At 64.7% G+C, this 26,635-nt stretch carries 22 protein-coding genes; 14 read left to right on the forward strand and 8 right to left on the reverse strand.

The genetic code is table 11. The features are described from left to right. Positions 1-2: 2 nt before the first annotated feature. The 3 genes from CHB99_RS20490 to CHB99_RS20500 form a co-directional block, all read right to left on the reverse strand. On the reverse strand, positions 3-314 hold the full coding sequence (locus CHB99_RS20490) for a hypothetical protein (protein ID WP_042124269.1): 312 nt from the start codon (positions 312-314) through the stop codon (positions 3-5). A gap of 94 nt (positions 315-408) precedes the next feature. Continuing rightward, positions 409-840, reverse strand: a complete 432-nt coding sequence (locus CHB99_RS20495) for a D-Ala-D-Ala carboxypeptidase family metallohydrolase (protein WP_042124267.1) — start codon at positions 838-840, stop codon at positions 409-411. A 121-nt stretch (positions 841-961) separates the two neighbouring features. Next, positions 962-1,198 carry a glutaredoxin family protein gene (locus CHB99_RS20500; protein ID WP_042124265.1) on the reverse strand — a complete coding sequence of 79 codons (237 nt, stop codon included), beginning with the start codon at positions 1,196-1,198 and terminating at the stop codon, positions 962-964. A gap of 168 nt (positions 1,199-1,366) precedes the next feature. Here CHB99_RS20500 and CHB99_RS20505 point away from each other — a divergent pair, with 168 nt between their 5' ends. Beyond that, positions 1,367-3,337, forward strand: a complete 1,971-nt coding sequence (locus CHB99_RS20505) for a monovalent cation:proton antiporter family protein (protein WP_042124263.1) — start codon at positions 1,367-1,369, stop codon at positions 3,335-3,337. Here CHB99_RS20505 and CHB99_RS20510 read toward each other — a convergent pair. Beyond that, entirely contained in the window at positions 3,328-4,536 is a 1,209-nt protein-coding gene (locus tag CHB99_RS20510; RefSeq protein ID WP_042124394.1) for an ammonium transporter, read from the reverse strand. The genes CHB99_RS20505 and CHB99_RS20510 overlap by 10 nt on opposite strands. A gap of 309 nt (positions 4,537-4,845) precedes the next feature. Here CHB99_RS20510 and CHB99_RS20515 point away from each other — a divergent pair, with 309 nt between their 5' ends. The 7 genes from CHB99_RS20515 to CHB99_RS20545 all read left to right on the forward strand — a co-directional run bounded on the left by CHB99_RS20515 (position 4,846) and on the right by CHB99_RS20545 (position 13,036). Next, the gene (locus CHB99_RS20515) at positions 4,846-5,160 is read left to right on the forward strand and encodes an ElaB/YgaM/YqjD family protein (protein WP_042124261.1); all 315 of its coding nucleotides are present in this window, start codon (positions 4,846-4,848) and stop codon (positions 5,158-5,160) included. Positions 5,161-5,170: 10 nt separating this feature from the next. Further along, the gene (locus CHB99_RS20520; protein ID WP_042124259.1) at positions 5,171-5,539 is read left to right on the forward strand and encodes a phage holin family protein; all 369 of its coding nucleotides are present in this window, start codon (positions 5,171-5,173) and stop codon (positions 5,537-5,539) included. Then, positions 5,536-5,868 (forward strand): hypothetical protein, encoded by a 333-nt coding sequence (locus CHB99_RS20525; protein WP_042124257.1) that lies wholly within the window; start codon positions 5,536-5,538, stop codon positions 5,866-5,868. The genes CHB99_RS20520 and CHB99_RS20525 overlap by 4 nt, the downstream gene beginning before the upstream one ends. Before the next feature lie 82 nt (positions 5,869-5,950). Beyond that, positions 5,951-7,114 carry an EAL domain-containing protein gene (locus CHB99_RS20530; RefSeq protein WP_042124256.1) on the forward strand — a complete coding sequence of 388 codons (1,164 nt, stop codon included), beginning with the start codon at positions 5,951-5,953 and terminating at the stop codon, positions 7,112-7,114. A gap of 64 nt (positions 7,115-7,178) precedes the next feature. Continuing rightward, positions 7,179-8,510 carry a deoxyguanosinetriphosphate triphosphohydrolase gene (locus tag CHB99_RS20535; RefSeq protein ID WP_042124254.1) on the forward strand — a complete coding sequence of 444 codons (1,332 nt, stop codon included), beginning with the start codon at positions 7,179-7,181 and terminating at the stop codon, positions 8,508-8,510. A gap of 225 nt (positions 8,511-8,735) precedes the next feature. Further along, positions 8,736-9,362: a response regulator transcription factor gene (locus CHB99_RS20540; RefSeq protein WP_042124252.1), complete on the forward strand. Its 627-nt coding sequence runs from the start codon at positions 8,736-8,738 to the stop codon at positions 9,360-9,362. After that, positions 9,359-13,036, forward strand: a complete 3,678-nt coding sequence (locus CHB99_RS20545) for a transporter substrate-binding domain-containing protein (RefSeq protein WP_052419423.1) — start codon at positions 9,359-9,361, stop codon at positions 13,034-13,036. Before CHB99_RS20540 ends, CHB99_RS20545 begins: the two co-directional genes overlap by 4 nt. A gap of 40 nt (positions 13,037-13,076) precedes the next feature. Here CHB99_RS20545 and CHB99_RS20550 read toward each other — a convergent pair whose 3' ends face one another. After that, on the reverse strand, positions 13,077-13,418 hold the full coding sequence (locus tag CHB99_RS20550) for a YggL family protein (protein WP_042124250.1): 342 nt from the start codon (positions 13,416-13,418) through the stop codon (positions 13,077-13,079). Between the two features lie 216 nt (positions 13,419-13,634). Here CHB99_RS20550 and dacB point away from each other — a divergent pair, with 216 nt between their 5' ends. Then, a complete protein-coding gene (gene dacB, locus CHB99_RS20555; RefSeq protein ID WP_042124248.1) occupies positions 13,635-15,086 on the forward strand; it encodes a D-alanyl-D-alanine carboxypeptidase/D-alanyl-D-alanine endopeptidase in 1,452 nt (483 codons plus the stop codon). A gap of 1 nt (position 15,087) precedes the next feature. Here dacB and CHB99_RS20560 read toward each other — a convergent pair whose 3' ends face one another. Beyond that, the gene (locus tag CHB99_RS20560) at positions 15,088-17,478 is read right to left on the reverse strand and encodes a sensor domain-containing diguanylate cyclase (RefSeq protein ID WP_042124245.1); all 2,391 of its coding nucleotides are present in this window, start codon (positions 17,476-17,478) and stop codon (positions 15,088-15,090) included. A gap of 102 nt (positions 17,479-17,580) precedes the next feature. Beyond that, positions 17,581-19,767 carry a bifunctional 23S rRNA (guanine(2069)-N(7))-methyltransferase RlmK/23S rRNA (guanine(2445)-N(2))-methyltransferase RlmL gene (rlmKL, locus tag CHB99_RS20565; protein ID WP_042124244.1) on the reverse strand — a complete coding sequence of 729 codons (2,187 nt, stop codon included), beginning with the start codon at positions 19,765-19,767 and terminating at the stop codon, positions 17,581-17,583. Between the two features lie 532 nt (positions 19,768-20,299). Between rlmKL and rmf the strand changes: the two genes are divergently transcribed. Then, complete coding sequence (gene rmf / locus CHB99_RS20570; protein ID WP_009404525.1) at positions 20,300-20,515, forward strand: ribosome modulation factor; 216 nt, start codon at positions 20,300-20,302, stop codon at positions 20,513-20,515. 117 nt (positions 20,516-20,632) lie between these two features. Here rmf and CHB99_RS20575 read toward each other — a convergent pair whose 3' ends face one another. Then, positions 20,633-21,658: a quinone-dependent dihydroorotate dehydrogenase gene (locus CHB99_RS20575; protein ID WP_042124242.1), complete on the reverse strand. Its 1,026-nt coding sequence runs from the start codon at positions 21,656-21,658 to the stop codon at positions 20,633-20,635. A gap of 157 nt (positions 21,659-21,815) precedes the next feature. On the opposite strand from CHB99_RS20575, the gene CHB99_RS20580 reads away from it, so the two are divergent. The 4 genes from CHB99_RS20580 (at position 21,816) to CHB99_RS20595 (ending at position 26,625) form a co-directional block, all read left to right on the forward strand. After that, positions 21,816-23,006 carry a CmpA/NrtA family ABC transporter substrate-binding protein gene (locus CHB99_RS20580; protein WP_042124240.1) on the forward strand — a complete coding sequence of 397 codons (1,191 nt, stop codon included), beginning with the start codon at positions 21,816-21,818 and terminating at the stop codon, positions 23,004-23,006. 14 nt (positions 23,007-23,020) lie between these two features. After that, positions 23,021-23,596: an ANTAR domain-containing response regulator gene (locus CHB99_RS20585; RefSeq protein WP_042124239.1), complete on the forward strand. Its 576-nt coding sequence runs from the start codon at positions 23,021-23,023 to the stop codon at positions 23,594-23,596. 147 nt (positions 23,597-23,743) lie between these two features. Further along, positions 23,744-24,955, forward strand: a complete 1,212-nt coding sequence (locus tag CHB99_RS20590; protein WP_042124237.1) for a nitrate/nitrite transporter — start codon at positions 23,744-23,746, stop codon at positions 24,953-24,955. Then, the gene (locus tag CHB99_RS20595) at positions 24,955-26,625 is read left to right on the forward strand and encodes a bifunctional protein-serine/threonine kinase/phosphatase (RefSeq protein WP_042124235.1); all 1,671 of its coding nucleotides are present in this window, start codon (positions 24,955-24,957) and stop codon (positions 26,623-26,625) included. Before CHB99_RS20590 ends, CHB99_RS20595 begins: the two co-directional genes overlap by 1 nt. Positions 26,626-26,635 lie beyond the last annotated feature (10 nt).

Below are 26,635 nucleotides of genomic sequence, written 5' to 3' on the forward strand. Positions count from 1 at the left end.
CCTCAGCCAGCCTGGATGGCGACGCCCTCGCAACTCGCCTTCAAGCGGCGCAAAACGTCCACCGCCTCCCAGCGACTGGCGTCGTACAGTGCATAGGCCTGTCCGTCGTAACCCACCACATCCAGCGGACGGTGGAAGCCGGCACGCTGGAACAGCGCCTCGATCTCGGCGAAGCAGGTATTGAAGTGGACTTTGCCGAACGGCGTGCGGTCATCGGTGACCAGACCGTCGAGCCGCAACTCGCGCACGACCTCACCCACTTCTTCGACAGACATGCGATTGACGCTGGATTTCAATTGTTCGACGTTGACCATGGTTTTTCTCCGGGCAAGAAGCCGCCCGCCTCACATACTGTATCTATATACAGCATATGAGCCGGACGCCTTGGACGTCAATCGAAGTAACGATTCATTGCAGGCCCGGCAGGTAGCCGGTGCCCTTGCGGATGGTCAGCACCTGCCGCCGCTGCTGGCGCTGGCCGAGGCCCAGGTGGACCCAGGCGTCGAACTCGAGAATCAACTGGTCGAAGACCAGGTCGCTGTCGGCGATGCATTGCGCCAACTGGCGCGGCGTCAGGCGGCTGGCCATGATGTCGGCGGCCAGCCCGAGGACATGGGCACTGGACGACGAACCGCCCACCCGGCGGTTCACCGCGGCGCTGCGATAGCCACTGCTGATCAGCAGCGGCTGGTCGACCAGGCTGCGCACCTGTTCGAGGGTCTTGCACAGCTCGACGAGGTTGGCGATGGTCTTGCTGTCGGGATTGTTGTCGATGCCTTCGCGGTGGGCGATCTGCGAGGCGGTCATTTCGGCGAGGGTGAAATGCGGGGTCAGAAACATCTTTGCCACTCCGTTGGCTTGGTGATCCGGGTTCGCTGACGCGTGGACAGCGACCCTGGATTCTCCAACCGTCATCGTGACGATGCATGTGCCCTTGTGCATCAAAATGTGAACCGGCGCCTCAGCCGAGGAAAGCCACCACCTGGTCGGCATCGAACGGCCAGTTCAGCTCCGCCCCGCTGTCACAGCGACGCAGGACCGGAATCCGCAGACCATAGCGCTCGACCATGGCCTGGTCCTCGGCGATGTCCACCAGTTCCACCAGCAGGCCATGCTCGACCAGCGGCATCAGCAGTGCCTCGGCGACCTCGCACAGATGGCAACCCAGGGTGCCGAACAATTGGCATTCAGGAAGCATGAAAAATACCGATACAAAATGAACGAAAGGCCCATTCTAGGTCTGCGCGAAAACCGCGTCGAGGTACGTCGTCCCCGTAGCGCAATGATTGATCCAGATCAGGCGACGAGATTTCCGCCTGCTGTACTCTAGGCGTTTTTTTGCTGTTTTTTACAGGGAGTGTGTGGTGTGTTCGCAAACCTGCTGATCATCCTGGCGTCGTCGCTGGTCGTCATTGCGGTATTCCGGCGTCTGCAGTTGCCGCCGGTACTGGGTTACCTGTGTGTCGGACTGTTCGTCGGACCTACGGCGCTGGACTGGGTCAACGAGAGCGAGGAATTGCCGGACCTGGCGGAAATGGGCGTGGTGTTCCTGCTGTTTTCCCTGGGCCTGGAGTTCTCCCTGTCGAAGATGCTCGCCCTGCGCAGGGTGGTGTTCGGCCTGGGCAGCCTGCAGGTGGTGTGCACCGGCCTGGCACTGGCCGGCGCGCTGGCACTGCTGGGCATGCCGAGCACCGCGGCGTTGTTGCTGGGTAGCGGCCTGGCGCTGTCCTCCACCGCCATCGTGTCCAAGGAGCTGACCAGCCTCGGCGAGATCTTCAGCAGCCACGGCCAGAATGCCATCGGCGTGTTGCTGTTCCAGGACGTGGTAGCGGTCCTGTTGCTGACGCTGGTTCCGGTATTCGCCGGTGAAAGCAGCCAGGCCTGGTACTGGGCGCTGCCGCTGACCCTGGGCAAGACCGTGATCCTCTTCGTCGGCCTGCTGCTGGCCAGTCGCTGGCTGCTGCCGCGCCTGTTCCATGAAGTCGCCAGTTCCCATTCGGCGGAGCTGTTCGTCCTGCTGGCGCTGGTGATCGTCCTGCTCACCGCCTGGTTGACTCACCTGCTCGGCCTGTCGCCGGCGCTGGGGGCGTTTCTCGCCGGCATGCTGCTCGGCGAAAGCAACTACCGGCACCAGATCGAAGCGGATATCCGCCCGTTTCGCGACATCCTGCTGGGGCTGTTCTTCGTCAGCATCGGCATGCTCATCGACCTGCATCTGTTCGCCAGCCATGGCCTGGAAATTCTCGGTCTGACCCTCGGCCTGCTGCTGCTCAAGGGCTGCGTGGTGGCGGCGCTGGTGCGGGTGCGCGGCAGCGATGCGGAAACCGCCTGGCGCAGCGGCCTGGCCCTGGCCCAGGGCGGCGAGTTCTGCTTCGCGCTGATGGCGCAGATGCAGCAGAGCAATCTGCTGCCGGCGCAACTCGGGCAACTGCTGCTGGCGGCGACCTTCTGCTCGATGCTGGTCACCCCCCTGCTCCTGCGTGCCGCGCCCGCCGTAGCCCTGCGCCTGCACCGCAAGCCCAACGAGGAAGTCCACCTGGAGGAAATCGAAGCGCAGAGCGCGGACGTGAGCGGTCACGTGATCATCTGCGGCTATGGCCGCGTCGGTCAGTCCATCGGCCGCTTCCTGCGCCGCGAACACCTGCCCTTCATCGCCCTGGATGACGACCCGGTGCGGGTTCAGGAAGCCGCCGCGGGCGAAAACTGCGTGCACTACGGCGACTCGCGGCGCGGCGAACTGCTCGAAGCCATCGGCCTCGAACGCTCGCGTCTGCTGGTGATCGCGGTGGACAACACGGAAGTGGCGATGAGCGTGCTGAAGGCAGCGCGCCACCGCAACAGCCAGATCCCGATCCTGGTGCGCACCCGCGACGACAGCCTGCGCGACGAACTGCGCGCCGCCGGTGCCAGCGCCGTGGTACCGGAGGTGCTGGAGTCGAGCGTGATGCTCGCGTCCCATGCCCTGGTGATGCTCGGCGTGCCCGAAGAGCGGGTGCGCCAGACCGTCGAGGAGGTGCGCAAGAGCCGCTATCGCTTGCTCCATGGTTTCTACCAGGGCACCCAGACCGAACTGGTCGACAGCGAAGGCCAGCCCAAGGTGTTGATGCACGCGGTCAACCTGGCCGCCGATGCCTTCGCCTGCGGACGCCGGTTGCAGGACATGCAACTGGAAACCCTCGGCGTGGAACTGCGCGCGGTACAGCGCAACGGCAACGAACTGGCACTGAATGGCGGGACCTGCCTGCACGCCGGCGATTCGGTGCTGCTGTGCGGCCCGCTGCCGGCGATCAAGGCGTGCGAGGCACGCCTGATGGCCGGGCGCGGCATTCAGTCCTGACTGGTGGCGCCGATCTTGTGAATCGACAGGTCGGCGCCGTAGTACTCCTGCTCCTGGCTCAAACGCAGGCCGTGGACGCACTTGATCAGGCCATACACCACGAAGCCGCCGGCCAGGGCCACGACCACCCCGGCCAGGGTGCCGATCAACTGGCTGACGAAACTCACCCCGCCAAGACCGCCGAACAATTGCTGGCCGAAGATCCCGCAGGCAATTCCGCCCCAGACCCCGCACAGGCCATGCAGCGGCCAGACGCCGAGGACGTCGTCGATCTTCCAGCGATTCTGCGTCGCCGTGAAGCACCAGACGAACAGCGCTCCAGCCACCGCGCCGGTGACCAGCGCACCGACCGGGTGCATCAGGTCGGAGCCGGCGCAAATCGCCACCAGCCCGGCCAGCGGGCCGTTGTGCAGGAAGCCCGGGTCATTGCGCCCGACCAGCAGCGCGGCGACGGTACCACCGACCATGGCCATCAGCGAGTTGACCGCCACCAGGCCGCTGACCGCCGGCAAGGTCTGCGCGCTCATCACGTTGAAGCCGAACCAGCCGACGATGAGGATCCACGAGCCGAGGGCCAGGAAGGGAATGTTCGACGGTGCAAACGCCACCAGCCGGCCATCGCGGTAGCGGCCGTTGCGCGGACCGAGCAGCAGCACCGCCGCCAGCGCCAGCCAGCCGCCCATGGCGTGCACCACCACGGAGCCGGCGAAGTCGTGGAAGCCGGCACCGAAGCGCGCCGTGAGCCAGGCCTGCACCCCGAAATTGCCATTCCAGACGATGCCTTCGAAGAACGGATAGACGAAGGCGACGATCAGCAGGGTCGCGCACAGTTGCGGGGCGAAGCGTGCCCGCTCGGCGATCCCGCCGGAAATGATCGCCGGGATCGCCGCGGCGAAGGTGAGCAGGAAGAAGAACTTCACCAGGCCATAGCCGTGCTCGGCGCCAAGCGTCGCCGCCGGATGCAGGAAGTGGGTGCCGTAGGACACCCAGTAGCCGATGAAGAAATAGGCCAGGGTCGAGACGGCGAAGTCACTGAGGATCTTCGACAGCGCGTTGACCTGGTTCTTGTGGCGAACCGTGCCCACTTCGAGGAAGGCGAACCCGGCGTGCATGGCCAGGACCATGACCGCACCGAGAAGGATGAACAGGGTATTGGAGCCCTGGATCAGGGAGTCCACGGCGCTTTGCAAATTTTCCATGAAGTCGGCAGACCTGCAGATCGAAAAAAGCACCAAAGCGGTTCGAAGACCTTCCTGGTCGCACCAGACTGGATCAATCCAGTGCCTTTCCTTGTGTGAGGCAATCGATGCGAGGGTGATTTTTCCTGGGTTCGTGTTGATTTGGGTTATGGTTTAACGGCCGGCCAGACGGCTCAGCGCCCGGAAACGGCGCAGGCGCCCGGCCAGGCGCACCACAGCGAAGCAATTGCTGTACCAGCGCCATCGCACTGAACCTTCGGCGACACCCGGCACTCGAAATTCAATTGCCAACCCTTCATGGAGAACCGTATGGCCAGCAAACCGACCCAGACCGCCCAGGAAATCCTCATGGCCGATTTCCAGACCCTGGTCCGCGACACCGAGAAGCTCCTCGAACACACCGCCACCCTCGCCGGCGACCAGGCCGACGAACTCCGCGCGCAGATTCACGACAGCCTGCTGCGCGCCCGGGAAACCCTGCAGCAGACCAACGACGATCTGCGCCAGCGCGGCCAGGCGGCGCTGAGCACCACCGAGGACTACGTGCAGAACAATCCCTGGCAATCCATCGGCATCGCCGCCGGCGTGGGCTTTCTGATCGGCCTCCTGGCCAGCCGCCGCTGAGGTTCGGGTAATGGAAAACCAAACCCCCGGCTCGTCCTCCCGGCGTCTCGGCGCCGCGATCCTCGGGCTGCTCCACGGCCATGTCGAACTGTTCGGCATCGAACTGCAGGAACAGAAGGCCCGCACCCTCAGCCTGCTGCTCTTCGCCGGGCTGGCACTGGTCTTCGCCCTGCTCCTGCTGACCGCGTTGTCGGCGTTGCTGCTGGTCCTGCTGTGGGATACCTATCGCCTGGCCGGAATCATCGGCCTCTGCGTGTTCTACGGTGTCGCCGCGCTGTTCTGCGGCCTGCGCCTGAAAGCCGCGGTGCATGAAGAACGCTCGCCGTTCAGCGCCACCCTCGAAGAACTCGCCAAGGACCGGGAGCGCCTGTTGCCATGAGCCTGCCTGAACTGCCCAAGACCAACGACCGCCGCGAACTGCGCAAGGCCCTGGTGCGCCTGCGCCTGGAGATGCATCGCCAGGAAATCCGCAACGAAGCGGGCAACGCCCTGCAACCGCTGACCCGCCTGCGCGGCATGGGCGACAGCCTGCAGGGCGGCCTGGGGATCAAGCATGCGCCGTTGTGGGGCATCGGCGCGGTGGTCCTGCTCGGCTTCCTTACCGGCAAGGGCGCGCGCAGCGGCAACCTTGGCCGGCTGACCCAACTGACCAGCAGCCTCTTGCCACTGGTCCGCCTGTTCATGCAGCAGCCGCCGAATCGTCCCTGACGGAACTGGCGGCATTCTTGCAGAACGTCGACCGGGCGGTCGCCAGTCCGCCCGTCAGTGTTCAGAACAACAAGGAGTCGCCGTGTCCGTCGAGCAACCGCTCGCCTGTTTCCAGCCTTTCATCGACACCGCCACCGGCCGCATCGCTGGCGTCGAAGCCCTCGGGCGTCTGCGCCGCGACGACGGCCAGCTACGCTCGGTGGGACCGCTGTTCAATGATCCCCGCATACCTTCCGCCGAGTTGTTGCAACTGGATCGGAGCCTGCGGGAACAGGCCTTCAAGCATTTCCACAAGGCCCCGGAAGACTGGTTTCTGAGCCTCAACATCTCGCCGCGCTGGGTCAGCGAGCTGCCTGTCGGCGAACCGCCGCCCAGCCTGACGCAACTGCGCCAGCAAGGCATCGATCCACGCCGCGTAGTCTTCGAAATCACCGAGACCGGCGGCGACCGCGAGCGCCTGGCCATGGTGGTGCAGCAATACCGGGAAGCCGGGGCGCGGGTCGCCATCGATGACTTCGGCGCCGGCTACTCGCAACTGGACCGGGTCCTGTCGTTGCAACCAGACATCCTCAAGCTGGACATGCGCCTGTTCCAGAGCGCCGCCCGCGGCGGACCGAGCAGCGAGGTGGTCAAGGCCCTGGCGCAGATGGCCGAGAAGACCGGTTGCTGGATCATCGCCGAAGGTGTCGAGACCGAGGCCGAGCTGAATTTCGCCCTGGAGTGCGGGGCGCGCTATCTGCAAGGTTTTCTCTTCGCCGGCGCCGAGCCCGGTTTTTTCCCGGCGCAGACCTTCGCCGGACGCTTCGCCCGACTGCGCGAACAATACGTACAGGGCAAGCTGGTGGAACGCGCCCGCCTGATGCAGCGACGCCAGCAACTGGTGGAGCTGATGCCGCAGTTGCAGCAGTGGGTGCTGAGCAACGCGCCAATCGAGAAGCTGCCTGACCTGAATGCCTACCCCTGGCTGCTGCGCTTTTTTCTCTGCGACCCCCACGGCACCCAACTGACGCCCAACCTGGAATGGCGCGCGCCACGCTGGCACCTCGACTCCAGCTACCTGGGCCACAACTGGTCGTGGCGCCCGTACTTCCATCACCTGCTCGCCGAGGGCTGGACCGAACGCCGACTGATCCTTTCCAGCACCTACCGCGACGCCACGACCAACCAGTACTGTCTCACCGCCGGACAGTTCTTCGACGGCGGACGCCGCCTGTTGCTGATCGATGTCGATGCCGCCGGACTTTGAGCTTGCGGCGCGGACCACGACACGGGAAGCTAGTCGCCTGCACTCTAGAAAGGGAGAACCGGCCTTGGACTGGCACACACTGCTCACCCGCGAACGCCTCGGCAAGACCCTGCACAGTTCCGAAGAACTCGGTCGCAGTCCGTTCCACAAGGATCACGACCGCATCATCTTTTCCGGCGCCTTTCGCCGCCTGGGGCGCAAGACCCAGGTCCACCCGGTCACCAGCAACGACCATATCCACACCCGCCTGACCCATTCGCTGGAAGTCAGTTGCGTCGGTCGCTCGCTGGGCATGCGCGTCGGCGAAACCCTGCGCGAATCCCTGCCGGCCTGGTGCGAACCGAGCGACCTGGGCATGGTCGTGCAATCGGCCTGCCTGGCCCATGACATCGGCAACCCGCCCTTCGGCCATTCCGGCGAGGACGCCATCCGCCACTGGTTCCAGCAGGCCGCCGGGCGTGGCTGGCTGGATGCCATGAGCGATGCCGAGCGCGCCGACTTCCTCAACTTCGAAGGCAACGCCCAGGGTTTTCGCGTCCTCACCCAACTGGAATATCACCAGTTCGATGGCGGCACACGGCTGACCTACGCAACCCTCGGCACTTACCTGAAGTACCCCTGGACCGCGCGGCACGCCGACTCGCTGGGCTACAAGAAACACAAGTTCGGCTGCTACCAGAGTGAACTGCCGCTGCTCGAACAGATCGCCCACAAGCTCGACCTGCCGCTGCTCGACAACCAGCGCTGGGCACGCCACCCGCTGGTCTATCTGATGGAGGCGGCGGACGACATCTGCTATGCCCTGATCGATCTGGAAGACGGCCTGGAAATGGACCTGCTGGACTACACCGAAGTGGAATCCCTGCTCCTCGGCCTGGTCGGCGACGATCTGCCGGAAACCTATCGCCAGCTGGGTCCCGACGATTCGCGGCGGCGCAAACTGGCGATTCTGCGCGGCAAGGCCATCGAGCACCTGACCAATGCCGCCGCGCGCGCCTTCGTCGAACAGCAGCCGGCGCTGCTGGCGGGGACCCTGCGGGACGACCTGGTGGAGCATATGGATGGCCCGGCCAAACGTTGCGTACTCCAGGCCAAGGACATCGCCCGCAGGAAGATTTTTCAGGACAAGCGCAAGACCCTGCACGAAATAGGCGCGTACACCACGCTGGAGATTCTCCTCAACTCGTTCTGCGGCGCCGCGCTCGAACAGCACGGCGGACGCACACCGTCGTTCAAGCACCGGCGCATCCTCGACCTGCTCGGCAACAACGCGCCCGACCCGAAGGGCTCGTTGCACACCGCCTTCCTGCGCATGATCGACTTCATTGCCGGGATGACCGACAGCTACGCCAGCGAAATGGCCCGGGAAATGACCGGACGCTCCAGTCCGGTATGAGACCGCGCCGACCCGGTCCGTGACGCAGGCCGGGTCGGCGGAGATGGCTGTTTGCCGGTATCTTCCGACAATAAAACTCGAAACTTCATAAGGAATTTTGTAGTCAATAAGTAAATACAAAGTAGGAAAATTCCTATATTAAAGCTCAAGCTCACTCTATTTATGTGCACGCTTCCTATCTGGGCTATGGTGCGGCTTTACCTGAGTTCCTTTGGAAGATTGAGCATGCACTCTGTTTTTATTGTCGATGATCATCCGGTCATACGCCTGGCGCTGCGAATGATGCTGGAAAACGAAGGCTATCGAATCGCCGGCGAATCCGATAACGGCGTCGACGCCATGCAGATGGTCCGCGAAAGCCCACCGGACCTGGTCATTCTCGATATCGGCATTCCCCGTCTGGACGGCCTGGAGGTACTCTCGCGCTTCAACACCATGTCGCTGTCACTGAAGATCCTGGTACTCACTGCCCAATCGCCCGCGCTGTTCGCCATTCGCTGCATGCTTTCCGGTGCCTGTGGCTATGTGTGCAAACAGGAAGACCTGAGCGAACTGCTCAGTGCCATCAAAGCGGTACTTTCCGGATATAACTATTTCCCCAGCCAGGCCATCAGTCCCTCCCGGCAACATATTGCCACCGCGCAGGAAATAGAACTGTTCAAATCGGTCAATGATCGCGAGTTGATGGTTCTGCAACTTTTCGCCCAAGGCAGAAGCAACAAGGAAATCGCCGAAGGCATGTTTCTCAGCAACAAGACCGTGAGCACTTACAAGAAACGCCTGATGCAGAAACTCAAGGCGCGTTCGCTGGTGGAACTGATCGAAATGGCCAAGCGCAACGAACTGGTATGAGGGCCGCCATGCTCAAGTCGGTGGCATTGTTCGTCCTGCTGGTGGTGGCCTGGCCTGGCAGCGTCCTGGCGGACGAAGGCGGAGACGATCAGTACAGCCTGTTCAGCCGCGGCGCGCAGATCCCCCTGCGGATTTCCCTGACGCCAGCCCAGCAAGCCTGGATCCAGACCCATCGGGAACTGGTCCTGGGTACCTCGGCACCGGATTATCCACCGTTCGACATGACCGCCAGCGGTGATTACGAAGGGGTAACCGCCGACTACGCCGGCCTCCTCGGCGCCACCCTCGGCCTGCCCGTGAAGATCCGGCGCTTCGCCAGTCGCGACCTGGCCCTGCAGGCACTGGTGAACGGCCAGATCGACCTGCTCGGCAGCGCCAACAGCTACGACATCGCCGTCCCCGGCGTCGTGCTGTCGCAACCTTATGCCGAAGACCAGCCCGTGCTGGTGACCCGGGAAAACGAAACCCGACCGCTGGATACCGGGCTCAGCGGTCTGCGCCTGAGCATGATCGAGCACTACCTGCCCCTGGCGGAAGTCCGCGCCACCTATCCCTATGCCAGCATCCGCACCTACAGCTCGTACCACAACGCACTCAATGCCGTGGCATTCGATCAGGCCGACGTGTTCCTCGGCGATACCCTGTCGACCCACTACCTGCTCAACCAGAGCCACCTGCAGAACCTGAAGATGGCCAATTTCGCCAAGCATGAAGCCATGGGTTTCGGCTTCGCCGTCCATCAGAGCAATCCGGTCTTGCTGACCCTGGTCAACAAGACCCTGGAAGCGGTGACCACTACCACCCGCGCCAGCATTTTCCAGCGCTGGAGCGCCGGCAGCAGCATCCTCCTGACCGACCGCAAGCTGCAGCTGTCGCCACGCGAGGAGGCCTGGCTGGCGAAGAATCCGGTGGTGCGGGTCACGGTCGACGAACACGCAGCGCCACTGACGTTCTTCGACAAGTCCGGCAACCTGCGGGGTATCGCCGCCGACCTGCTGGAACTGATCCGCCTGCGCACCGGCCTGCATTTCGAGATCAAGCGCAGCAGCGGCATCAGCGACATGATTGATCAGCTGGAACATGACCACGCGGACCTGATCGCAGCCATTTCCTCCAGCCCGGAACGGGAAAACGCGCTGAACATCAGCCGCCCGTACCTGGAAAACTCCTACGTACTGGTGACCCGCGACAACAAGGACGCTCCACGCACCCTCGAACAGATGCAGGGCCGCCGCCTCGCGGTGACCCGCGGCAACCTGCTCAACGACGGCATTCGCCAGCGCTATCCGAACATCCAGCTGGTGTCCACCGAAGACACCGCGGCGGCGGCATCGCTATTGGCTCATCGCCAGGTAGATGGCATGGTCATGGCCCTGATCAATGCCAATTTCAACCTCACCACCCAGCGCGACCTGGTGATCCGCTCCACCGTCAGCGACATTCCCGCCACCTTCTCCCTGGCCAGCACGCGTCACGACCCGGAACTCGCCTCGATTCTCGACAAGGCCTTGATCAGCATCGTCCCCGAGGAAATGGGCATCATCAACAGCCGCTGGCGCGGCTACACCGGCGGTTCCTATTCCTACTGGCAGACCCACCAGAACACCATCCTCAAGATCATTCTCAGCACCCTGGTGCTGTTGCTCCTGTCGCTGACCTGGAACGCCTGGATGCGCCGCCAGATCAAACAGCGCGAGGCCGTCGAGCGCGCACTCAACGACCAGCTGGAATTCATGGGCGCGATGGTCAACGGCACTCCCCACCCCATCTACGTACGCGACCGCCATGGCCTGCTGCAGACCTGCAACGAGAGCTACCTGCAGGCGCTGGGAGTGGATCTGCAGGCCGTGCTGGGCAAGTCGATCCATGACGCCCCGCTGGGGGGCAAGGACGATACCTGCACCATCCAGACCGACTACCTGCGCGTGATGAACGAAGGCCGACCGATGATCCTCGACCGCCCCATCACCCTGAAAGGCGCCGAGCAGACCATCTACCACTGGATCCTCCCCTATCGCGACTCCCTCGGCGAGGTGAAGGGCATCATCGGCGGCTGGCTGGACATCAGCGAACGCCGCCAGCTGATCCAGGACCTGCGCCTGGCCAAGGAACAGGCCGACGCCGCCAGTCGCGCCAAGAGCACCTTCCTGGCCACCATGAGCCATGAGATCCGCACACCGATGAACGCGCTGATCGGCATGCTCGAACTGGCCCTGAAGCGCTCCGACAAGCCCGGCATGGACCGCCCGGCCCTGGAAGTCGCCTACCACTCGGCCCGCGATCTGCTGGCGCTGATCGGCGACATCCTGGATATCGCCCGGATCGAATCGGGTCACCTGAACCTCAGCCCGGAACGGGTCAATCCGGCGGAGCTGGTGGAGTGTGTGTTCCAGGTGTTCGACGGGCTGGCCCGGCAAAAGGGCCTGGAGCTGATCCTGACGGTCTCGCGCAGCGCCCACCGCGACGTCCTGCTCGATCCACTGCGGGTCAAGCAGATTCTTTCCAACCTGGTGAGCAACGCGATCAAGTTCACCAGTTGGGGCCAGGTCAAGATCGACCTGGCCATCTCCAGCCTGCCCACCACCGGCGACGGCAACCGCGACGACCTGCAGCTGGAGCTGTCGGTCAGCGATACCGGGATCGGTATCGCCGCCGAGGACCAGCAGCGCCTGTTCCAGCCTTTCGCCCAGATCCACCCGAACAGCTCCCAGGCGCGCAGCGGCACCGGCCTGGGCCTGGTGATCAGCCGCAACCTGTGCGAAATGATGGGGGGCAAGCTGAGCCTGTTCAGCAAGCCCGGCGAAGGCACGGAAATCCGCGTCAGCCTGCCGCTGCGCGGCCTGTCGGGCGGCTGCGAACCCAAGCCGTGCGAACCCGCCCTGCTCATGCCCAGCGCCGAACTGCGGGTGCTGGTGGTGGACGACCATCCGGCCAACCTGCTGCTGGTCGCGCAGCAGCTGGAGTTCCTCGGCGTGCGCTACCACTGCGTGGACAATGGCCACCAAGGCCTGGAGCTGTGGCAGAACAGTCGCTTCGATGTGCTGATCGTCGACTGCAACATGCCCTGGATGGATGGCTATCAGTTCAGCCGCGCGGTACGCGAACAGGAACAGCGCGATGAGCGCCCGCCCTGCACCATCCTCGGCTATACCGCCAATGCCCAGCCGGAAGTCCGGGAACGCTGCCAGCAGGCCGGCATGGATGACTGCCTGCTCAAACCCATCGGACTGCATACCCTCGGCCTGCACCTGGCCGGGGTTCCCGCCAGTACCCGGCAAACCTGCGCGAGCCGCCCGGCACTGCTCGATCTCAATGGCCTGGAACCGATCATCGGCGACTGCCCACTGGAACTGCGCCGCCTGCTCGAGACCTTGTTGCGCAGCAGCCCGGAAGACCAGCAGCGCCTGCGGGCGACCGATACCCATGGCAATCCGTCGTCACTGCAGAGCATTGCCCACCAGATTCTCGGGGTCGCCCGCATCGTCCAGGCCGAGGAGTTGATGCTCGCCTGTGAACGCCTTGAAGAGGTGTGCGCACGCTTCGCCCCCGAGCCATTGCTCAGACGCCGCAAACGACAAGTGCTGTATCAGATGAGACGGGTCGACGAGACCCTGCGGCAAACCCTGGCGAAGCTGCCGGAACCGACGGACGCCGGCGAGGAAGGGAAAGACTGAAAACCAGCGCGGCAGCCCCGAGGCTGCCGCGCTGTTCACATCAGGCCTTGTTGACCGGAATGTCCGGGTACCAGGCATCCAGCAGCGGGCTGATGTCGATCTTGGTCAGTTCGCTGCGGCCCTTGAGCCAGGCATCGACGGTGGCGCGCTGCTCTTCGCTGACCGAGCCACGCTTGGCCAGGCAGACCAGACCGAAGTCTTCGCCGCCGACGTAGTCCAGACCGTTGGCGTCCATGGCTTGCGCCAGGAAGTCGTCGAGGAAGGCGTCGATGGCGTCATCGCTCAGGTCTTCCTTGAACTCCAGGTTCAGCTCGAAGCCCAGTTCCTGAAATTCGTCTACACAGAGCTTTTTGCGCAGACGGCGGGAACGGTTGGTAGCCATGAAACAATCCTCTTGAGTATTAACGCGGCGCACTTTACCAGCTTCGCCGCCCGTCTGCCCGGGAAAACCCGACAAAACCGCCACGCGGACGCGCAATCACGAAGCACGCCGGCACGGGCTTGGGGCATAATGCGCGCTATCATTTTTTCAGCCGGGGCCATCATCCTGTAAAGCCCCGTTTCATCTCACCCTTCCTGCGCAGGGTTCTCAGTACTCATGACCCCATCCCTCCGTTCGCTGTTGTTCGCCGGCCTGCTGCTCCCCGTTGCACTGCCGATCCAGGCCGCTCCCGTCAACAACAGCCTGCCGCCCAAGGTGCAACAGGCGCTCAAGAGCAACAAACTGGACGACTCGGCACTGTCGCTGGTGATGATTCCGCTCAACGGCCCCGGCACCCCGACGATTTTCAATGCCGACGTCTCGGTCAACCCGGCCTCGACCATGAAGCTGGTGACCACCTACGCGGCCCTGGAGATGCTCGGCCCCACCTACCAGTGGAAAACCGAGTTCTACACCGATGGCCCGCTGAGCAACGGTGTGCTCAACGGCAACCTGTACCTCAAGGGCGGTGGCGATCCCAAGCTGAACATGGAGAAACTCTGGCTGCTGATGCGCGACCTGCGCGCCAATGGCGTAAAGACCGTCACCGGCGACCTGATCCTCGACCGCAGTCACTTCATCCAGCCACAACTGCCGCAGTTCAACGATGACGGCGGCGACGAGAACAAACCGTTCCTGGTCAAGCCCGACTCGTTGCTGGTCAACCTCAAGGCCCTGCGCTTCGTCGCCCGCAATGACGGCGGGCGGGTGCTGGTGTCGGTGGAACCGCCGATCGCCAGCATTCGCATCGACAACCAGGTCAAGGCCATGCCAGGCAAACAATGCAACGGCGAGGTGCGCTACAACCCGGTGGTGCAGGCCGATGGCGTCAGCGTCACGGTCACCGGACAACTCGGCGAAGGCTGCAACTCGCAGACCTATCTGTCGCTGCTCGACCACCCGACCTATGCCGCCGGTGCGGTCCGGGCGATCTGGAACGAACTGGGCGGCACCATCCAGGGCCGCGATCGCGTCGAGGAGGTGCCGAAGAGCGCCCGCCTGCTGGCGCGCGCCTTCTCCCCGGACCTGGTGGAGATCATCCGCGACATCAACAAGTACAGTAACAACACCATGGCCCAGCAATTGTTCCTCAGCCTCGGCGCGCGTTTCCGCACCGACGCCGACGGCGACGATGCCCGTGCCGCGCAGCGCGTGGTGCGCCAGTGGCTGGCGAAGAAAGGCATCACCGCCTCGCATCTGGTCATGGAGAACGGCTCCGGCCTGTCCCGCGCCGAACGGGTCAGCGCACGCGAGATGGCGACCTTGCTGCAGGCCGCCTGGAAGAGCCCCTACGCCGCCGAATTCATCAGCTCGATGCCGCTGACCGGCATGGACGGCACCATGCGCAAACGTCTCAAGCGCACTGCCATGGCCGGCGAAGCCCATATCAAGACCGGCACCCTGAACACCGTGCGCGCCATCGCCGGCTTCAGCCGCGACAGCAACGGCACCACCTGGGCAGTCACCGCGATCCTCAACGATCCACGGCCGTGGGGCGCTTCAGCGGTGCTCGACCAGGTGCTGCTGGACCTGTACAAGCAGCCGAAAGCGGCCATCGCCAGCCAGTGATTCAGAGCTGTTCGGCCTCGACCCGGTCGCGGCCACCCTGCTTGGCCGCGTAGACCCCGGAGTCGGCACGCAGCAACAAGGCATCGGCGCCCTCCCCGGGGCGCCAGCCGGCCACGCCGAAACTGGCGGTGACCCTGCCCACGCCCTCCACCGGGACGCTGCGCACGCCCTGCCACAACTCCAGCGCCAGCGAATGGGCCTGGGCGGCATTGCTGCCCGGACACAGCACCATGAATTCCTCGCCGCCCAGACGACAGAACACATCGGTACGCCGCAGACGGTGACCGATACGCTGGCACAGGCTCTGCAGCACGTGGTCGCCCACGGCATGCCCGAACTGGTCGTTGATCAGCTTGAAATGGTCGATGTCGAGCATGATCACCGCCAGGTCCTGGCCATCGCGCTGCGCGCGCTCCAGCTCGGCCTTGAGCCGTTCCTGGAAATAGCGGCGGTTGTGGATGCCGGTCAGCGAGTCGGTCACCGACAGCGCGCGCAGTTCCTCCTCGACCCGCTTCATGTCGGAAATATCCGTCAGATAGCCATGCCACAGCGTGCCACCATCGGCCAACGGCTCCGGCGTTGCCTCGCCACGCACCCAGCGCAGTCCGGCCCTGGGCAACTGCACACGGTACTCCTCACGCCAGGGCGTCAGTTGATCGGCGGACTCGCGAATGGAAAAACGCACGCGGGCCAGGTCATCGGGGTGAATGCGCTCGAACACGATGGTCGCGTCCTGGCGCAACAGCACCGGGTCAACCTCATAGATGTCGCGCAGGCCTTCGCTGGAATAACTGAAGCAGGAACTGCCGTCGGGGTTGAGACGGAACTGGTAGATGCCGCCCGGTACCTGGGCAGTGAGCTTTTCCAGGAGACGGTCGCGGGCTTCCAGGGCTTCGTGGACGCGCTTGCGCTCGGTGATGTCGATGCAGATCGCCAGATGCCCGACCCACAGGCCGAACTCGTCGAGTACCGCGGTGACCAGCATGTTGGCCGGCAGCAGGCTGCCGTCCTTGCGGCGCAGCGTCCACTCGCTCGGTTCCTGGTCGGCGTTGGGCACGCTGTCGGCCAGCAACGCCTGGCTAGGACTGATTTCGCGCCCGAAACGCAGGCTAAGCAGACGTGCCCGCTCCTGGACCTCACCGGGCAGCAGCAGGCGTTCGAGGGTCAACGTGCCCAGCACCTCGTCGCTGCGATAGCCCAGCATGCGCTCGGCACCGGCGTTGAAGGTGCTGATCACACCATGCAGGTCGGTGGCGATGATTCCTACCTGGGTCGCGGCATCCAGCACGCTGCGCAACTGATTGTGGGTGTCGCGCAGGGTTTCTTCGCTGATGCGCAATTCGCCGGTGCGTTGCTCGACCAGGGTCAGGGCCCGCTGGCGTTGGTTGAACAGACTGAACAACAAGGCACTGAGCAGCAGACTGAGCAGGCCGCCGACCACGACCACGGCGCTGGTCGAGGAACTGTTGTCCTGGAGAAACTCCTGGCTGGGAAGCAGGCTCAACTGGTAGGAACGGTCGGCCAGGTGCAGCACCTTGCGCACCGCCAACGGCGAGCCGGGCACTTCCTCCCCGGACTGGAACAGTGCCTCCGGCGCCTCCGCGGAAGACAGGTCGAGAATGCGCACCACCAGATTGTCGGCCTCGGCGCTGGGCAGACCGTCCGCCATCAACTGGCGCATGCTCAGCGCCGTCATGACATAACCCTTGGGCTCGCCGCCCGTCGTCTGCGGGGCGAATACCGGTGCCACCATCAACATGCCGCGGGAATAGGCCGGGTCCACGTCAAGCAAGTCCAGCGGCGCGGAAACCGCCATCGCCCCCAACGTCGCGGCACGCAGCAGCACATCGCGGCGCAGGGCCTGGGAAAGCAGGTCGAACCCCAGCGGTGGCGGCAAGTTGTTGAGGGTCTGGCTGAACAGCACCGGGTAGTACAGCGGGCGTGACCGCGACGGCTGCAGAACGCCGCCATCACTCAACTCGCGGATAACGTATGCGCTGCCCACGACCGCCCGCGCACGCTGCTCGAACTCGGCCCGCTGCGCATCACTGACCCGGGGCGCCCAGGAATAAGCCTGGGAACGATGCAGCAAGGGGCGCACGTAGCCGTCGAACTCGTCGCGGGTAATTTCCTGGGCATACACGAAAAAGCGCCGCAGACCGTCCAGCCGTTGCATCTGGTCCTGCAGGCGCTCTTCGATGCGGCTGTAGCGTTCCTCGGCGAGCAGTTCGAAACGCTGGGTCAGTTGCTGCCGGTACAGCTCACGGGCCGCCACCGCCAGCAAGGTGGTCAGCAGCCCGCCGATCAGCAGGGCGACGAATGCCACCAGCCAGGGAGATACCTCCTCGCTGATGAGACCGAGCATCTTCGGGCGCAGGACAGGCTTCGACATGGAACAGCACTCACAACGCCGGCCGGTGACGGCACTCAGGGCTCTCTTCTTCAATAATAGCCAGTAGCCACGTCCGTGAGAGCCATGAATGCGTCATTTACTTCACCGCGCCTGGATGCGCCAGGCCCGGTGAATCTTGCCATTGCGGGCGAAGTCGGGGTCCAGGGTGCTGGCACTGATTTCCTCGATGGCATAGCGCTCCTGCAGATGCTCGTCGAGCTGGAACTTGCGGAAGTTGTTGGAGAAATACAGCACACCGCCCGGCGCCAGGCGTGCAACCGCCAGGTCGAGGAGTTGCACATGGTCGCGCTGCACATCGAAGACCCCTTCCATGCGCTTGGAGTTGGAGAAGGTCGGTGGATCGATGAAGATCAGCTCGAACTGCTCGCGGTTGCTTTCCAGCCAGGCCATCACGTCGCCCTGCTCCAGGCGGTTCTTGTCGGAATAACCGTTGAGCGAGAGGTTGCGCCGCGCCCAGTCCAGGTAGGTCTTCGACAGGTCGACGCTGGTGGTGCTGCGCGCGCCGCCCTTGGCCGCGTGCACGGTGGCCGTGGCGGTGTAGCAGAACAGGTTGAGGAAGCGCTTGCCCGCGGCCTCGCGCTGGATACGCAGGCGCATCGGGCGATGGTCGAGGAACAGTCCGGTGTCCAGGTAATCGGTGAGGTTGACCAGCAGCTTGACCCCGCCTTCGCTGACCTCCATGAACTGCCCCTGGCTGTTCTGCCGCTCGTACTGGCGGGTGCCGCTCTGCCGCTCGCGGCGCTTGACCACCACCTTGCTCTGGTCGACGCCGAGCGCCTGCGGGATTGCCGCCAGAGCGTCGAACAGGCGAGCCTGGGCCTTTTCCGGATCGATGGAGCGCGGCGCGGCGTATTCCTGCACGTGCACCCAGCCCTGGTAGAGATCGACCGCCACGGCGTACTCCGGCATGTCGGCATCGTAGAGGCGATAGCAGGTGATGTGCTCGCGGCTGGCCCACTTGCCCAGCTGCTTGAGGTTCTTCTGCAGGCGGTTGGCGAACATCTGCCCGCCTTCGCTCAGGCGCGCAGGCTCGGCAGCTGCCGCTGGCCGGGCTTCGTCCGGGTTGCGCTCGCTGGAGCGACGCTCGCCGGTGACGAACTGGTCCGGTTGCACTTTGATCAGCAGCAGCTTGCACGGCAACGCACCGTTCCAGAAGGCGTACTGCTTGTGGCTGCGGATGCCCATGCGCTTGCCCAGGTCAGGCGCCCCGGTGAACACCGCCGCCTCCCAGCCGAGACAGGCCTGGCGCAGGCGCTCGCCGAGGTTCTGGTAGAGATAGAGCAGGCTGGCTTCGTCGCCGAGGCGCTCGCCGTAGGGCGGGTTGCTGATCACCAGGCCTTTCTGGTTCTGGTCCGGGCGCGGCTCGAAAGTGCCGACCTCGCCCTGGTAGATCTTCACCCAGTCGCTCAGACCGGCGCGCTCGACGTTGTTGCGTCCCGGCTGGATCAGCCGCGGGTCGGCCTCGTAGCCGCGAATCCACAGCGGTGGACGAGCCAGCCCGGCTTCGGCGCGGGCCCGGGCTTCATCGTGGACCTTGCGCCACAGCGCCGGCACATGGCCGAGCCAGGAGCTGAAGCCCCAGCGTTCGCGCTTGAGGTTCGGCGCGATGTCCGCGGCGATCATCGCCGCTTCCACGAGGAAGGTACCGACACCGCACATCGGGTCGGCCAGGGCCCCGCCTTCGGCGGCGATGCGCGGCCAGCCGGCGCGGATCAGCACGGCGGCGGCGAGGTTTTCCTTGAGTGGCGCGGCGCCCTGCTGCAGGCGGTAACCACGCTGGTGCAGGCTGTGCCCGGACAGATCCAGGGACAGGATCGCCTCGCCGCGCTCCAGGCGCAGATGCACGCGCAGGTCGGGATTCAGCTTGTCCACCGACGGCCGCTCGCCGCGGGCGGTGCGCAGCTTGTCGACGATGGCGTCCTTGACCTTGAGCGCACCGAAGTGCGTGTTGTCGATGCCCGAGCCATGGCCGCTGAACTCCACCGCCAGGGTGCCGGCGGCATCCAGGTGCTCCTGCCAGTCGACGTCGTGGACACCGTCGTACAAGTCGTCGGCGTTCTTCATGTCGAAGCGCTTGAGCACCAGCAGTACGCGGTTGGCCAGGCGCGACCAGAGGCACAGGCGATAGGCGGTTTCCATGTCGGCCGAGCCGCGCAGCGCCGAGGTGTGCTCGCGCACATCCTCCAGGCCAAGGCCACGGGCCTCGTCGGCAAGCAGGCCTTCCAGGCCTTTGGGACAGGTAAGGTAGAGTTCGAAACGGTCCGACATGGGTCAATCCAGCCTTGTAGTGAAGGTGCGAACGCATCGCCCTTCGAAGTTTGATCGGGTGCCTTCGGCAAGCACCCGAATGGCACGACGCTGCGTGCCGGGCCGCCCGGAGCGTCCTTTTCGCGGGAGGCAAAAAGGCTTTGATCGCCGGGCAGAACGAAAAATTCTGTTGCTGAAGGTGACAAAAACGACCCTTCGTCGATTTATCCGCCAGCGCCGGAAAACCAGCTATGCGATGGCGTTTTGCTGCATAGGCGGGGCAAATCCTGATGATAGCTGGCTTTAACCGGCGTCCCCTTGTGAAGCATTTTTTTACTTATCCTCTCACCCATGGAAAGGTTACGTGCTTATGACAAAACGTTCGTTCACACGTCCATCCCCATTGGTTAGAAATCAACTCAGGTCGTGACCGCAACGGTACGACACTTCAGCTCGCCACGCCGGCAGCGAGCGCAACACCGGCAGAAAGAATCTGCCCGGCCTCAAACGAGGCCGACGGGACATTACAGTCAACAAATGAGGGCAGTACCCTATGAGAAGACTTAAGCGTGATCCGTTGGAAAGAGCATTTTCACGTGGCTACCAATACGGAGTCACCGGCAAATCCCGCGAGCTTTGCCCCTTCACCCTGCCGTCCGTACGCCAGGCATGGATCAATGGCTGGCGTGAAGGACGAGGCGACAACTGGGATGGTATGACCGGCACCGCAGGTATCCATAGACTCAACGAAGTTCACGCCGTTGGCTGATCGAGGAGCTTGACCGAATCACCGTTTCACATGCGCGCCCTATCCGGGCGGCGGGCTTCGGCCCAGGGGGCCCCTTGATGGGGCCCTTTTTTATGCCCGTGTCCTTATGAGCGTGAGTCAGCGCCCCGGCATCGCGGCGATGGCATCGACCGCTTCGCGGATCAGCGCCGGGCCCTTGTAGATGAAACCGGAATAGATCTGCACCAGGCTCGCACCCGCGGCGATCTTCTCGGCGGCATGGCGACCCTCGGTGATTCCGCCGGCGGCGATGATCGGCATGCGACCCGCCAGTTCCCCGGCCAGTACCTTCACCGTGTGGGTGCTCTTGTCACGCACCGGAGCACCGGACAGGCCACCGGCCTCGTCGGCATGATGCAGACCCTCGACGCCTTCGCGGCTGAGGGTGGTGTTGGTCGCGATCACCGCGTCCATTCCCGACTCCAGCAGGGCCGCGGCCACCAGCGCGGTTTCCTCGTCGGTCATGTCCGGAGCGATCTTGATCGCCAGCGGTACGCGCTTGCCATGCGCCAGGGCCAGTTCCTCGCGGCGCACGGCCAGTTCCTCGAGCAGTTGCTTGAGCGAATCGCCGAACTGCAGGCTGCGCAGGCCCGGCGTGTTGGGCGAGCTGACGTTGACGGTGATGTAGCTGGCCTGGGCATAGACCTTGTTCAGGCAGATCAGGTAGTCGTCCACCGCGCGCTCGACGGGAGTGTCGAAGTTCTTGCCGATGTTGATGCCCAGCACGCCCTTGTAGCGGGAGGCCCGTACCCGCTCGAGCAGGTTGTCCACACCCAGGTTGTTGAAGCCCATGCGGTTGATGATCGCCTCGGCCTCCGGCAGACGGAACAGCCGCGGCTTCGGATTGCCTGGCTGCGGACGCGGCGTCACGGTGCCGATCTCGACGAAACCGAAGCCCAGCTGGCCGAAACCGTCGATGGCCGCGCCGTTCTTGTCCAGGCCGGCGGCCAGCCCCACCGGATTGGCGAACTCCAGGCCCATGACCGTCACCGGCAAACGCGCCGGCGCCTTGGTCAACAGCCCGTTGAGGCCCAGACGGCCGCCGGCGCCGATCAGGTCGAGCGACAGGTCGTGGGAAGTTTCCGGGGACAGTTTGAACAACAGCTGGCGGGCCAGGTTATACATGGGCGGGCTTGGCTCAAGATTTGGAGAGGTGGCGATTATAGCCACGCCGAGGTTTCGGCGACAGGGCCTTGGCATATGGGTTGCTTGGATCGTTGCCACGGGGCCGGCGTGTTCAGCGCGCCCGCCAACGCTTTATCTGCCGGGCGACTGTATTGCGATGACTGATATTTCTCCATCCCCACTGGCCTGGCTGCATGGCAGCGACGCGCCGGAAAAGACCAGCCTGAACATCGGCTTCATGGCACTGAGCGACTGCGCCCCGCTGGTGGTCGCGGCAACCCAGGGCTTTGCCCAGCCCCACGGCCTGAGCCTGAACCTCAAGCGCCAGAGCTCCTGGGCCGGCCTGCGCGACGGCCTGCTCAGCGGTGAACTGGATGCCGCGCACTGCCTGTATGGCCTGACCTACGCCGTACACCTGGGCATCGGCGGCGTCGCGGCGACCCCGATGGCGGTACTGATGGGCCTGAACCACAACGGTCAGGGCATCAACCTCTCCCCCACGCTCCAGGCCCAGGGCGTGACCAATCCGGAAGCACTGCAGCGTCACGTGCACCAAAGTCGGACAAAACTTACATTCGCCCAGACCTTTCCCACAGGCACACACGCCATGTGGCTGTATTACTGGCTCGCCAGCCAGGGCATTCACCCCCTGCGCGATGTCAACAGCGTGGTGGTCCCGCCGGCGCAGATGCTCGCCCACCTGCGCGCCGGGCGCATTGACGGTTTCTGCGTCGGCGAACCCTGGTCGGCGGATGCGGTGAACCAGGGCATGGGCTTTACCCTGGCGACCAGCCAGTCGATCTGGCCGGAGCATCCGGAAAAGGTCCTCGGTGCCACTCGGACCTTCGTCGAGCAGTACCCGAACACCGCGCGGGCGCTGGTGGCCTCGGTACTCGCGGCGAGCCGCTTCATCGAGGCCAGCCAGGAGAATCGGCGCGCCACCGCGCAATTGCTCAGCGCACCGCCCTATCTCGATGCACCGCTGACGACCATCGAGCCGCGCATGCTCGGCGACTACGAGGACGGTCTCGGCAACCGCTGGCACGATCCTCACGCTCTCAGCCTGCACAACCATGGTAGGAGCAACGTGCCGTACCTGTCCGACGGCATGTGGTTCATGACCCAGTTCCGCCGCTGGGGCCTGCTGCGCGACGATCCGGACTACCTCGAGGTAGCGCGTCAGGTCCAGCAACTGAGCCTGTACCGCGACGCCGCCATCGGCCTGGGCATCGACTGTCCGGTGGAATCCATGCGCAGCAGCCGGCTGATCGACGGAACGGTCTGGGATGGCTCGGATCCCCGCGGCTATGCCCATGGCTTCAGCCTGCATGCCTTGAGCGACGTCTGACCGGAGCTGCCCACATGTTGCGAATCCTGTTGATCGACGACACCGAGAAAAAGGTCGGCCGCCTTCGCGCGGCGCTGGTGGAGGCCGGTTTCGAGGTGATCGAGGAGTCCGGCCTGACCATCGACCTGCCGGCGCGCGTCGAAACGGTGCGTCCGGATGTGATTCTGATCGATACCGAGTCACCCGGCCGGGATGTCATGGACCAGGTCGTGCTGGTCAGCCGCGATCTGCCCAGGCCGATCGTGATGTTCACCGACGAGCACGACCCCGGCGTCATGCGTCGGGCGATCCAGGCCGGGGTCAGCGCCTACATCGTCGAGGGCATCCATGCCCGACGCCTGCAGCCGATTCTCGACGTGGCCATGGCCCGCTTCGAGAGCGACCAGGCGCTCAAGGCCCAGCTCCACGCCCGCGACCAGCAGTTGGCGGAGCGCAAGCGCATCGAACTGGCCAAGGGCATGCTGATGAAGATGAGGCAGTGCGACGAGGAACAGGCCTACACCCTGATGCGCCGCCAGGCCATGAGCAAACAGCAGAAACTGATCCAGGTGGCGGAACAGATCATCGCCATGAGCGAGATGCTGGGCTGAGGCGATATCTGGCCCGCCTCTTGCTTTGACTCATCCCGGTAGCCAACGGCGGTTGCCCACATTCCTCGACAAAGACGTCGCTCTCCCCCTCGCGCCACGCGGGCCGGGAAGCGACGTCTTTTTGTTTCAACCCCCGTGAGGTGTCCAATGAATACGAGCTTCTGGAAATCCGGGCATGTCCCGACCCTGTTCGCCGCGTTCCTGTACTTCGATCTGAGCTTCATGGTCTGGTACCTGCTCGGCCCGCTGGCGGTGCAGATCGCCGCCGACCTGCAACTGACCACGCAACAACGCGGGCTGATGGTGGCCACGCCGATCCTGGCCGGCGCGGTGCTGCGCTTCGTCATGGGCATCCTGGTGGATCGCCTGTCGCCGAAGACCGCCGGGCTGATCGGCCAGGTGATCGTCATCGTCGCGCTGTTCTGCGCCTGGAAGCTGGGTATCGACAGTTATTCACAGGCCCTGCTGCTGGGCGTGTTCCTCGGTGTGGCCGGCGCGTCCTTCGCCGTCTCCCTGCCGCTGGCCTCGCAGTGGTATCCGCCGCAGCACCAGGGCAAGGCCATGGGCATCGCCGGCGCGGGCAACTCCGGCACGGTGTTCGCCGCGCTGCTGGCCCCGGTGCTGGCCGCGGCCTACGGCTGGAACAACGTGTTCGGCTTCGCCGTGCTGCCACTGCTGCTGACCCTGGTGCTGTTCGCCCTGTTCGCGCGCAATGCCCCGCAGCGGCCGAAAGCCAAGGCCATGGCCGACTACCTCAAGGCCCTGGGCGACCGCGACAGCTGGTGGTTCATGTTCTTCTACAGCGTCACCTTCGGCGGCTTCATCGGCCTGGCCAGCGCCCTGCCCGGCTATTTCAACGACCAGTACGGCCTCGATCCGGTCAAGGCCGGCTACTACACCGCCGCCTGCGTCTTCGCCGGCAGCCTGATGCGTCCGCTGGGCGGCGCCCTGGCCGACCGCTTCGGCGGCATCCGCACCCTGCTGGCGATGTACAGCGTGGCGGCGGTCTGCATCGCCGCGGTGGGCTTCAACCTGCCCAGTTCGGTGGCCGCGCTGGGACTCTTCGTCAGCGCCATGCTCGGCCTCGGCGCGGGTAACGGCGCGGTGTTCCAGTTGGTCCCGCAACGCTTCCGCCAGGAGATCGGAGTGATGACCGGCCTGATCGGCATGGCCGGCGGTATCGGCGGCTTCTTCCTCGCCGCCGGCCTGGGCACCATCAAGCAGTACAGCGGTGACTACCAACTGGGCCTGTGGCTGTTCGCCAGCCTCGGTGTTCTGGCCTGGTTCGGCCTGCACGGGGTCAAACGCCGCTGGCGCACCACCTGGGGCTCGGCGGCCGTGACCGCGGCGCGCGTCTGATGAGCCTGCGCCTGAGCTTTGCCCAGGCCAGCGCCAGCGGGCCGCGGGAGGAAAACCAGGACGCCACGCGCCTGGTCACCCCCGCGGCGGAACTGGCCGCGAGCAAGGGTTACCTGTTCGCTCTCGCCGACGGCGTCAGCCAGTGCGCCGATGGCGGCCTGGCCGCGCGGGCCAGCCTGCAGGCGCTGGCCATGGATTACTACGCCACGCCGCCGACCTGGGGCGTGGCCCAGGCCCTGGACCGTCTGTTGCTGGCCCAGAACCGCTGGCTGCGCGCCAATGGCGGCGGCCAGCCGCTGCTCACCACCCTCAGCGCCCTGGTGCTGCGCGGCCTGCGCTTCACCCTGGCGCATGTCGGTGATTGCCGGGCCTATCGCTGGCATGACGGACAGCTGCAACGGCTCAGCCAGGACCACGTCTGGGACCAGCCGGGCATGCAGCATGTGCTCAAGCGCGCCCTCGGCCTGGATGAGCACCTGCTGGTGGACTATCTGGAAGGCGAATTGCGCCGCGGGGAAAGCTTCGTGCTGCTCAGCGACGGGGTCTGGAGCGTGCTGGATGATCGGCAGATCGCCAGCGTGCTGCGGGAAACCCCGGACCTCGACGAGGCCAGCGATACCCTGGTGCGCATGGCCCACATGGCCGGCAGCCAGGACAACGCCAGCGCGGTACTGGTGCGGGTCGAAGAGCCTGGCGCCGCCAGTCTCGGCGATACCCTCGCGCAGTTGCAGCAATGGCCGCTGCCCCCCGCACTGCGTCCCGGCCAGGCGTTCGAAGGCTGGCAGGTGGAGGCGCTGCTGAGACGAAGCCGGCAATCCCTGCTCTACCGCGTGCGCGACCGCCAGCAGCAAGCCTGGCTGTTGAAGACCCTCCCCGCGCAGCGCGACCAGGACAACCTGGCGCAACAAAGCCTGCTGATGGAGGAATGGTTTCTGCGCCGGGTCGCCGGGCGCTGCTTTCCCGAGGTCCACCCCGGCAACCAGCGTCAGCACCTGTACTACCTGATGCGCGAGCATTCGGGACTGACCCTGGGCCAACGCTTCGCCCAACAAGGCCCGCTGTCGCTGCCGGAATGGCTGGATATCGCCCAGCAGAGCCTGCGCGCGATCGGCATCCTGCACCGGCGCAACATCCTTCATCGCGACATCAAACCGGACAACCTGCACCTTGGCGACGACGGCCAGGTGCGCCTGCTGGACTTCGGCCTGGCGTACTGCCCCGGCCTCTCCCAGGACAGCGCCCACGACCTGCCCGGCACGCCCTCCTTCATCGCTCCGGAAGCGTTCGAGGGCGAGGCACCGACAGCGCAACAGGATCTGTATGCCCTGGGCGTCACCCTGTTCTGGCTGCTTACCGGGCAGTACCCCTACGGCGAGATCGAAGCCTTCCAGCATCCGCGTTTCGGCACGCCCACGAGTGCGGCGAGGCTGCGTCCCGACCTGCCGGAATGGCTGGAGCGCAACCTCGCCCAGGCGCTGGCGCGCGACCCGCGGCAACGCTTCGAAACCGCCGAGCAATGGCTGCTGCAGCTGGAACAGGGCGAACACCAGCCCATGCCCCTGCGGCCGCGCCCCTTGCTGGAGCGCGAACCCTTGAAGGTCTGGCGCACCCTGGCCCTGCTGTCCCTGCTGCTCAACCTGATTCTGCTGATCAGCCTGCTGAAAGGCTGACAGTCCCTGA

This window comes from Pseudomonas japonica (assembly GCF_900188455.1).
GTDB lineage: Bacteria > Pseudomonadota > Gammaproteobacteria > Pseudomonadales > Pseudomonadaceae > Aquipseudomonas > Aquipseudomonas japonica.

What these genes read in the sequence shown, in the direction of transcription:
- CHB99_RS20490 (WP_042124269.1), bottom strand. Translation starts at nt 314, where the DNA reads ATGGTCAACGTCGAACAATTGAAATCCAGCGTCAATCGCATGTCTGTC.
- CHB99_RS20495 (WP_042124267.1), bottom strand. Translation starts at nt 840, where the DNA reads ATGTTTCTGACCCCGCATTTCACCCTCGCCGAAATGACCGCCTCGCAG.
- CHB99_RS20500 (WP_042124265.1), bottom strand. Translation starts at nt 1,198, where the DNA reads ATGCTTCCTGAATGCCAATTGTTCGGCACCCTGGGTTGCCATCTGTGC.
- CHB99_RS20510 (WP_042124394.1), bottom strand. Translation starts at nt 4,536, where the DNA reads ATGGAAAATTTGCAAAGCGCCGTGGACTCCCTGATCCAGGGCTCCAAT.
- CHB99_RS20515 (WP_042124261.1), top strand. Translation starts at nt 4,846, where the DNA reads ATGGCCAGCAAACCGACCCAGACCGCCCAGGAAATCCTCATGGCCGAT.
- CHB99_RS20520 (WP_042124259.1), top strand. Translation starts at nt 5,171, where the DNA reads ATGGAAAACCAAACCCCCGGCTCGTCCTCCCGGCGTCTCGGCGCCGCG.
- CHB99_RS20525 (WP_042124257.1), top strand. Translation starts at nt 5,536, where the DNA reads ATGAGCCTGCCTGAACTGCCCAAGACCAACGACCGCCGCGAACTGCGC.
- CHB99_RS20540 (WP_042124252.1), top strand. Translation starts at nt 8,736, where the DNA reads ATGCACTCTGTTTTTATTGTCGATGATCATCCGGTCATACGCCTGGCG.
- CHB99_RS20545 (WP_052419423.1), top strand. Translation starts at nt 9,359, where the DNA reads ATGAGGGCCGCCATGCTCAAGTCGGTGGCATTGTTCGTCCTGCTGGTG.
- CHB99_RS20550 (WP_042124250.1), bottom strand. Translation starts at nt 13,418, where the DNA reads ATGGCTACCAACCGTTCCCGCCGTCTGCGCAAAAAGCTCTGTGTAGAC.
- dacB (WP_042124248.1), top strand. Translation starts at nt 13,635, where the DNA reads ATGACCCCATCCCTCCGTTCGCTGTTGTTCGCCGGCCTGCTGCTCCCC.
- CHB99_RS20560 (WP_042124245.1), bottom strand. Translation starts at nt 17,478, where the DNA reads ATGTCGAAGCCTGTCCTGCGCCCGAAGATGCTCGGTCTCATCAGCGAG.
- rlmKL (WP_042124244.1), bottom strand. Translation starts at nt 19,767, where the DNA reads ATGTCGGACCGTTTCGAACTCTACCTTACCTGTCCCAAAGGCCTGGAA.
- rmf (WP_009404525.1), top strand. Translation starts at nt 20,300, where the DNA reads ATGAGAAGACTTAAGCGTGATCCGTTGGAAAGAGCATTTTCACGTGGC.
- CHB99_RS20575 (WP_042124242.1), bottom strand. Translation starts at nt 21,658, where the DNA reads ATGTATAACCTGGCCCGCCAGCTGTTGTTCAAACTGTCCCCGGAAACT.
- CHB99_RS20580 (WP_042124240.1), top strand. Translation starts at nt 21,816, where the DNA reads ATGACTGATATTTCTCCATCCCCACTGGCCTGGCTGCATGGCAGCGAC.
- CHB99_RS20585 (WP_042124239.1), top strand. Translation starts at nt 23,021, where the DNA reads ATGTTGCGAATCCTGTTGATCGACGACACCGAGAAAAAGGTCGGCCGC.
- CHB99_RS20590 (WP_042124237.1), top strand. Translation starts at nt 23,744, where the DNA reads ATGAATACGAGCTTCTGGAAATCCGGGCATGTCCCGACCCTGTTCGCC.
- CHB99_RS20595 (WP_042124235.1), top strand. Translation starts at nt 24,955, where the DNA reads ATGAGCCTGCGCCTGAGCTTTGCCCAGGCCAGCGCCAGCGGGCCGCGG.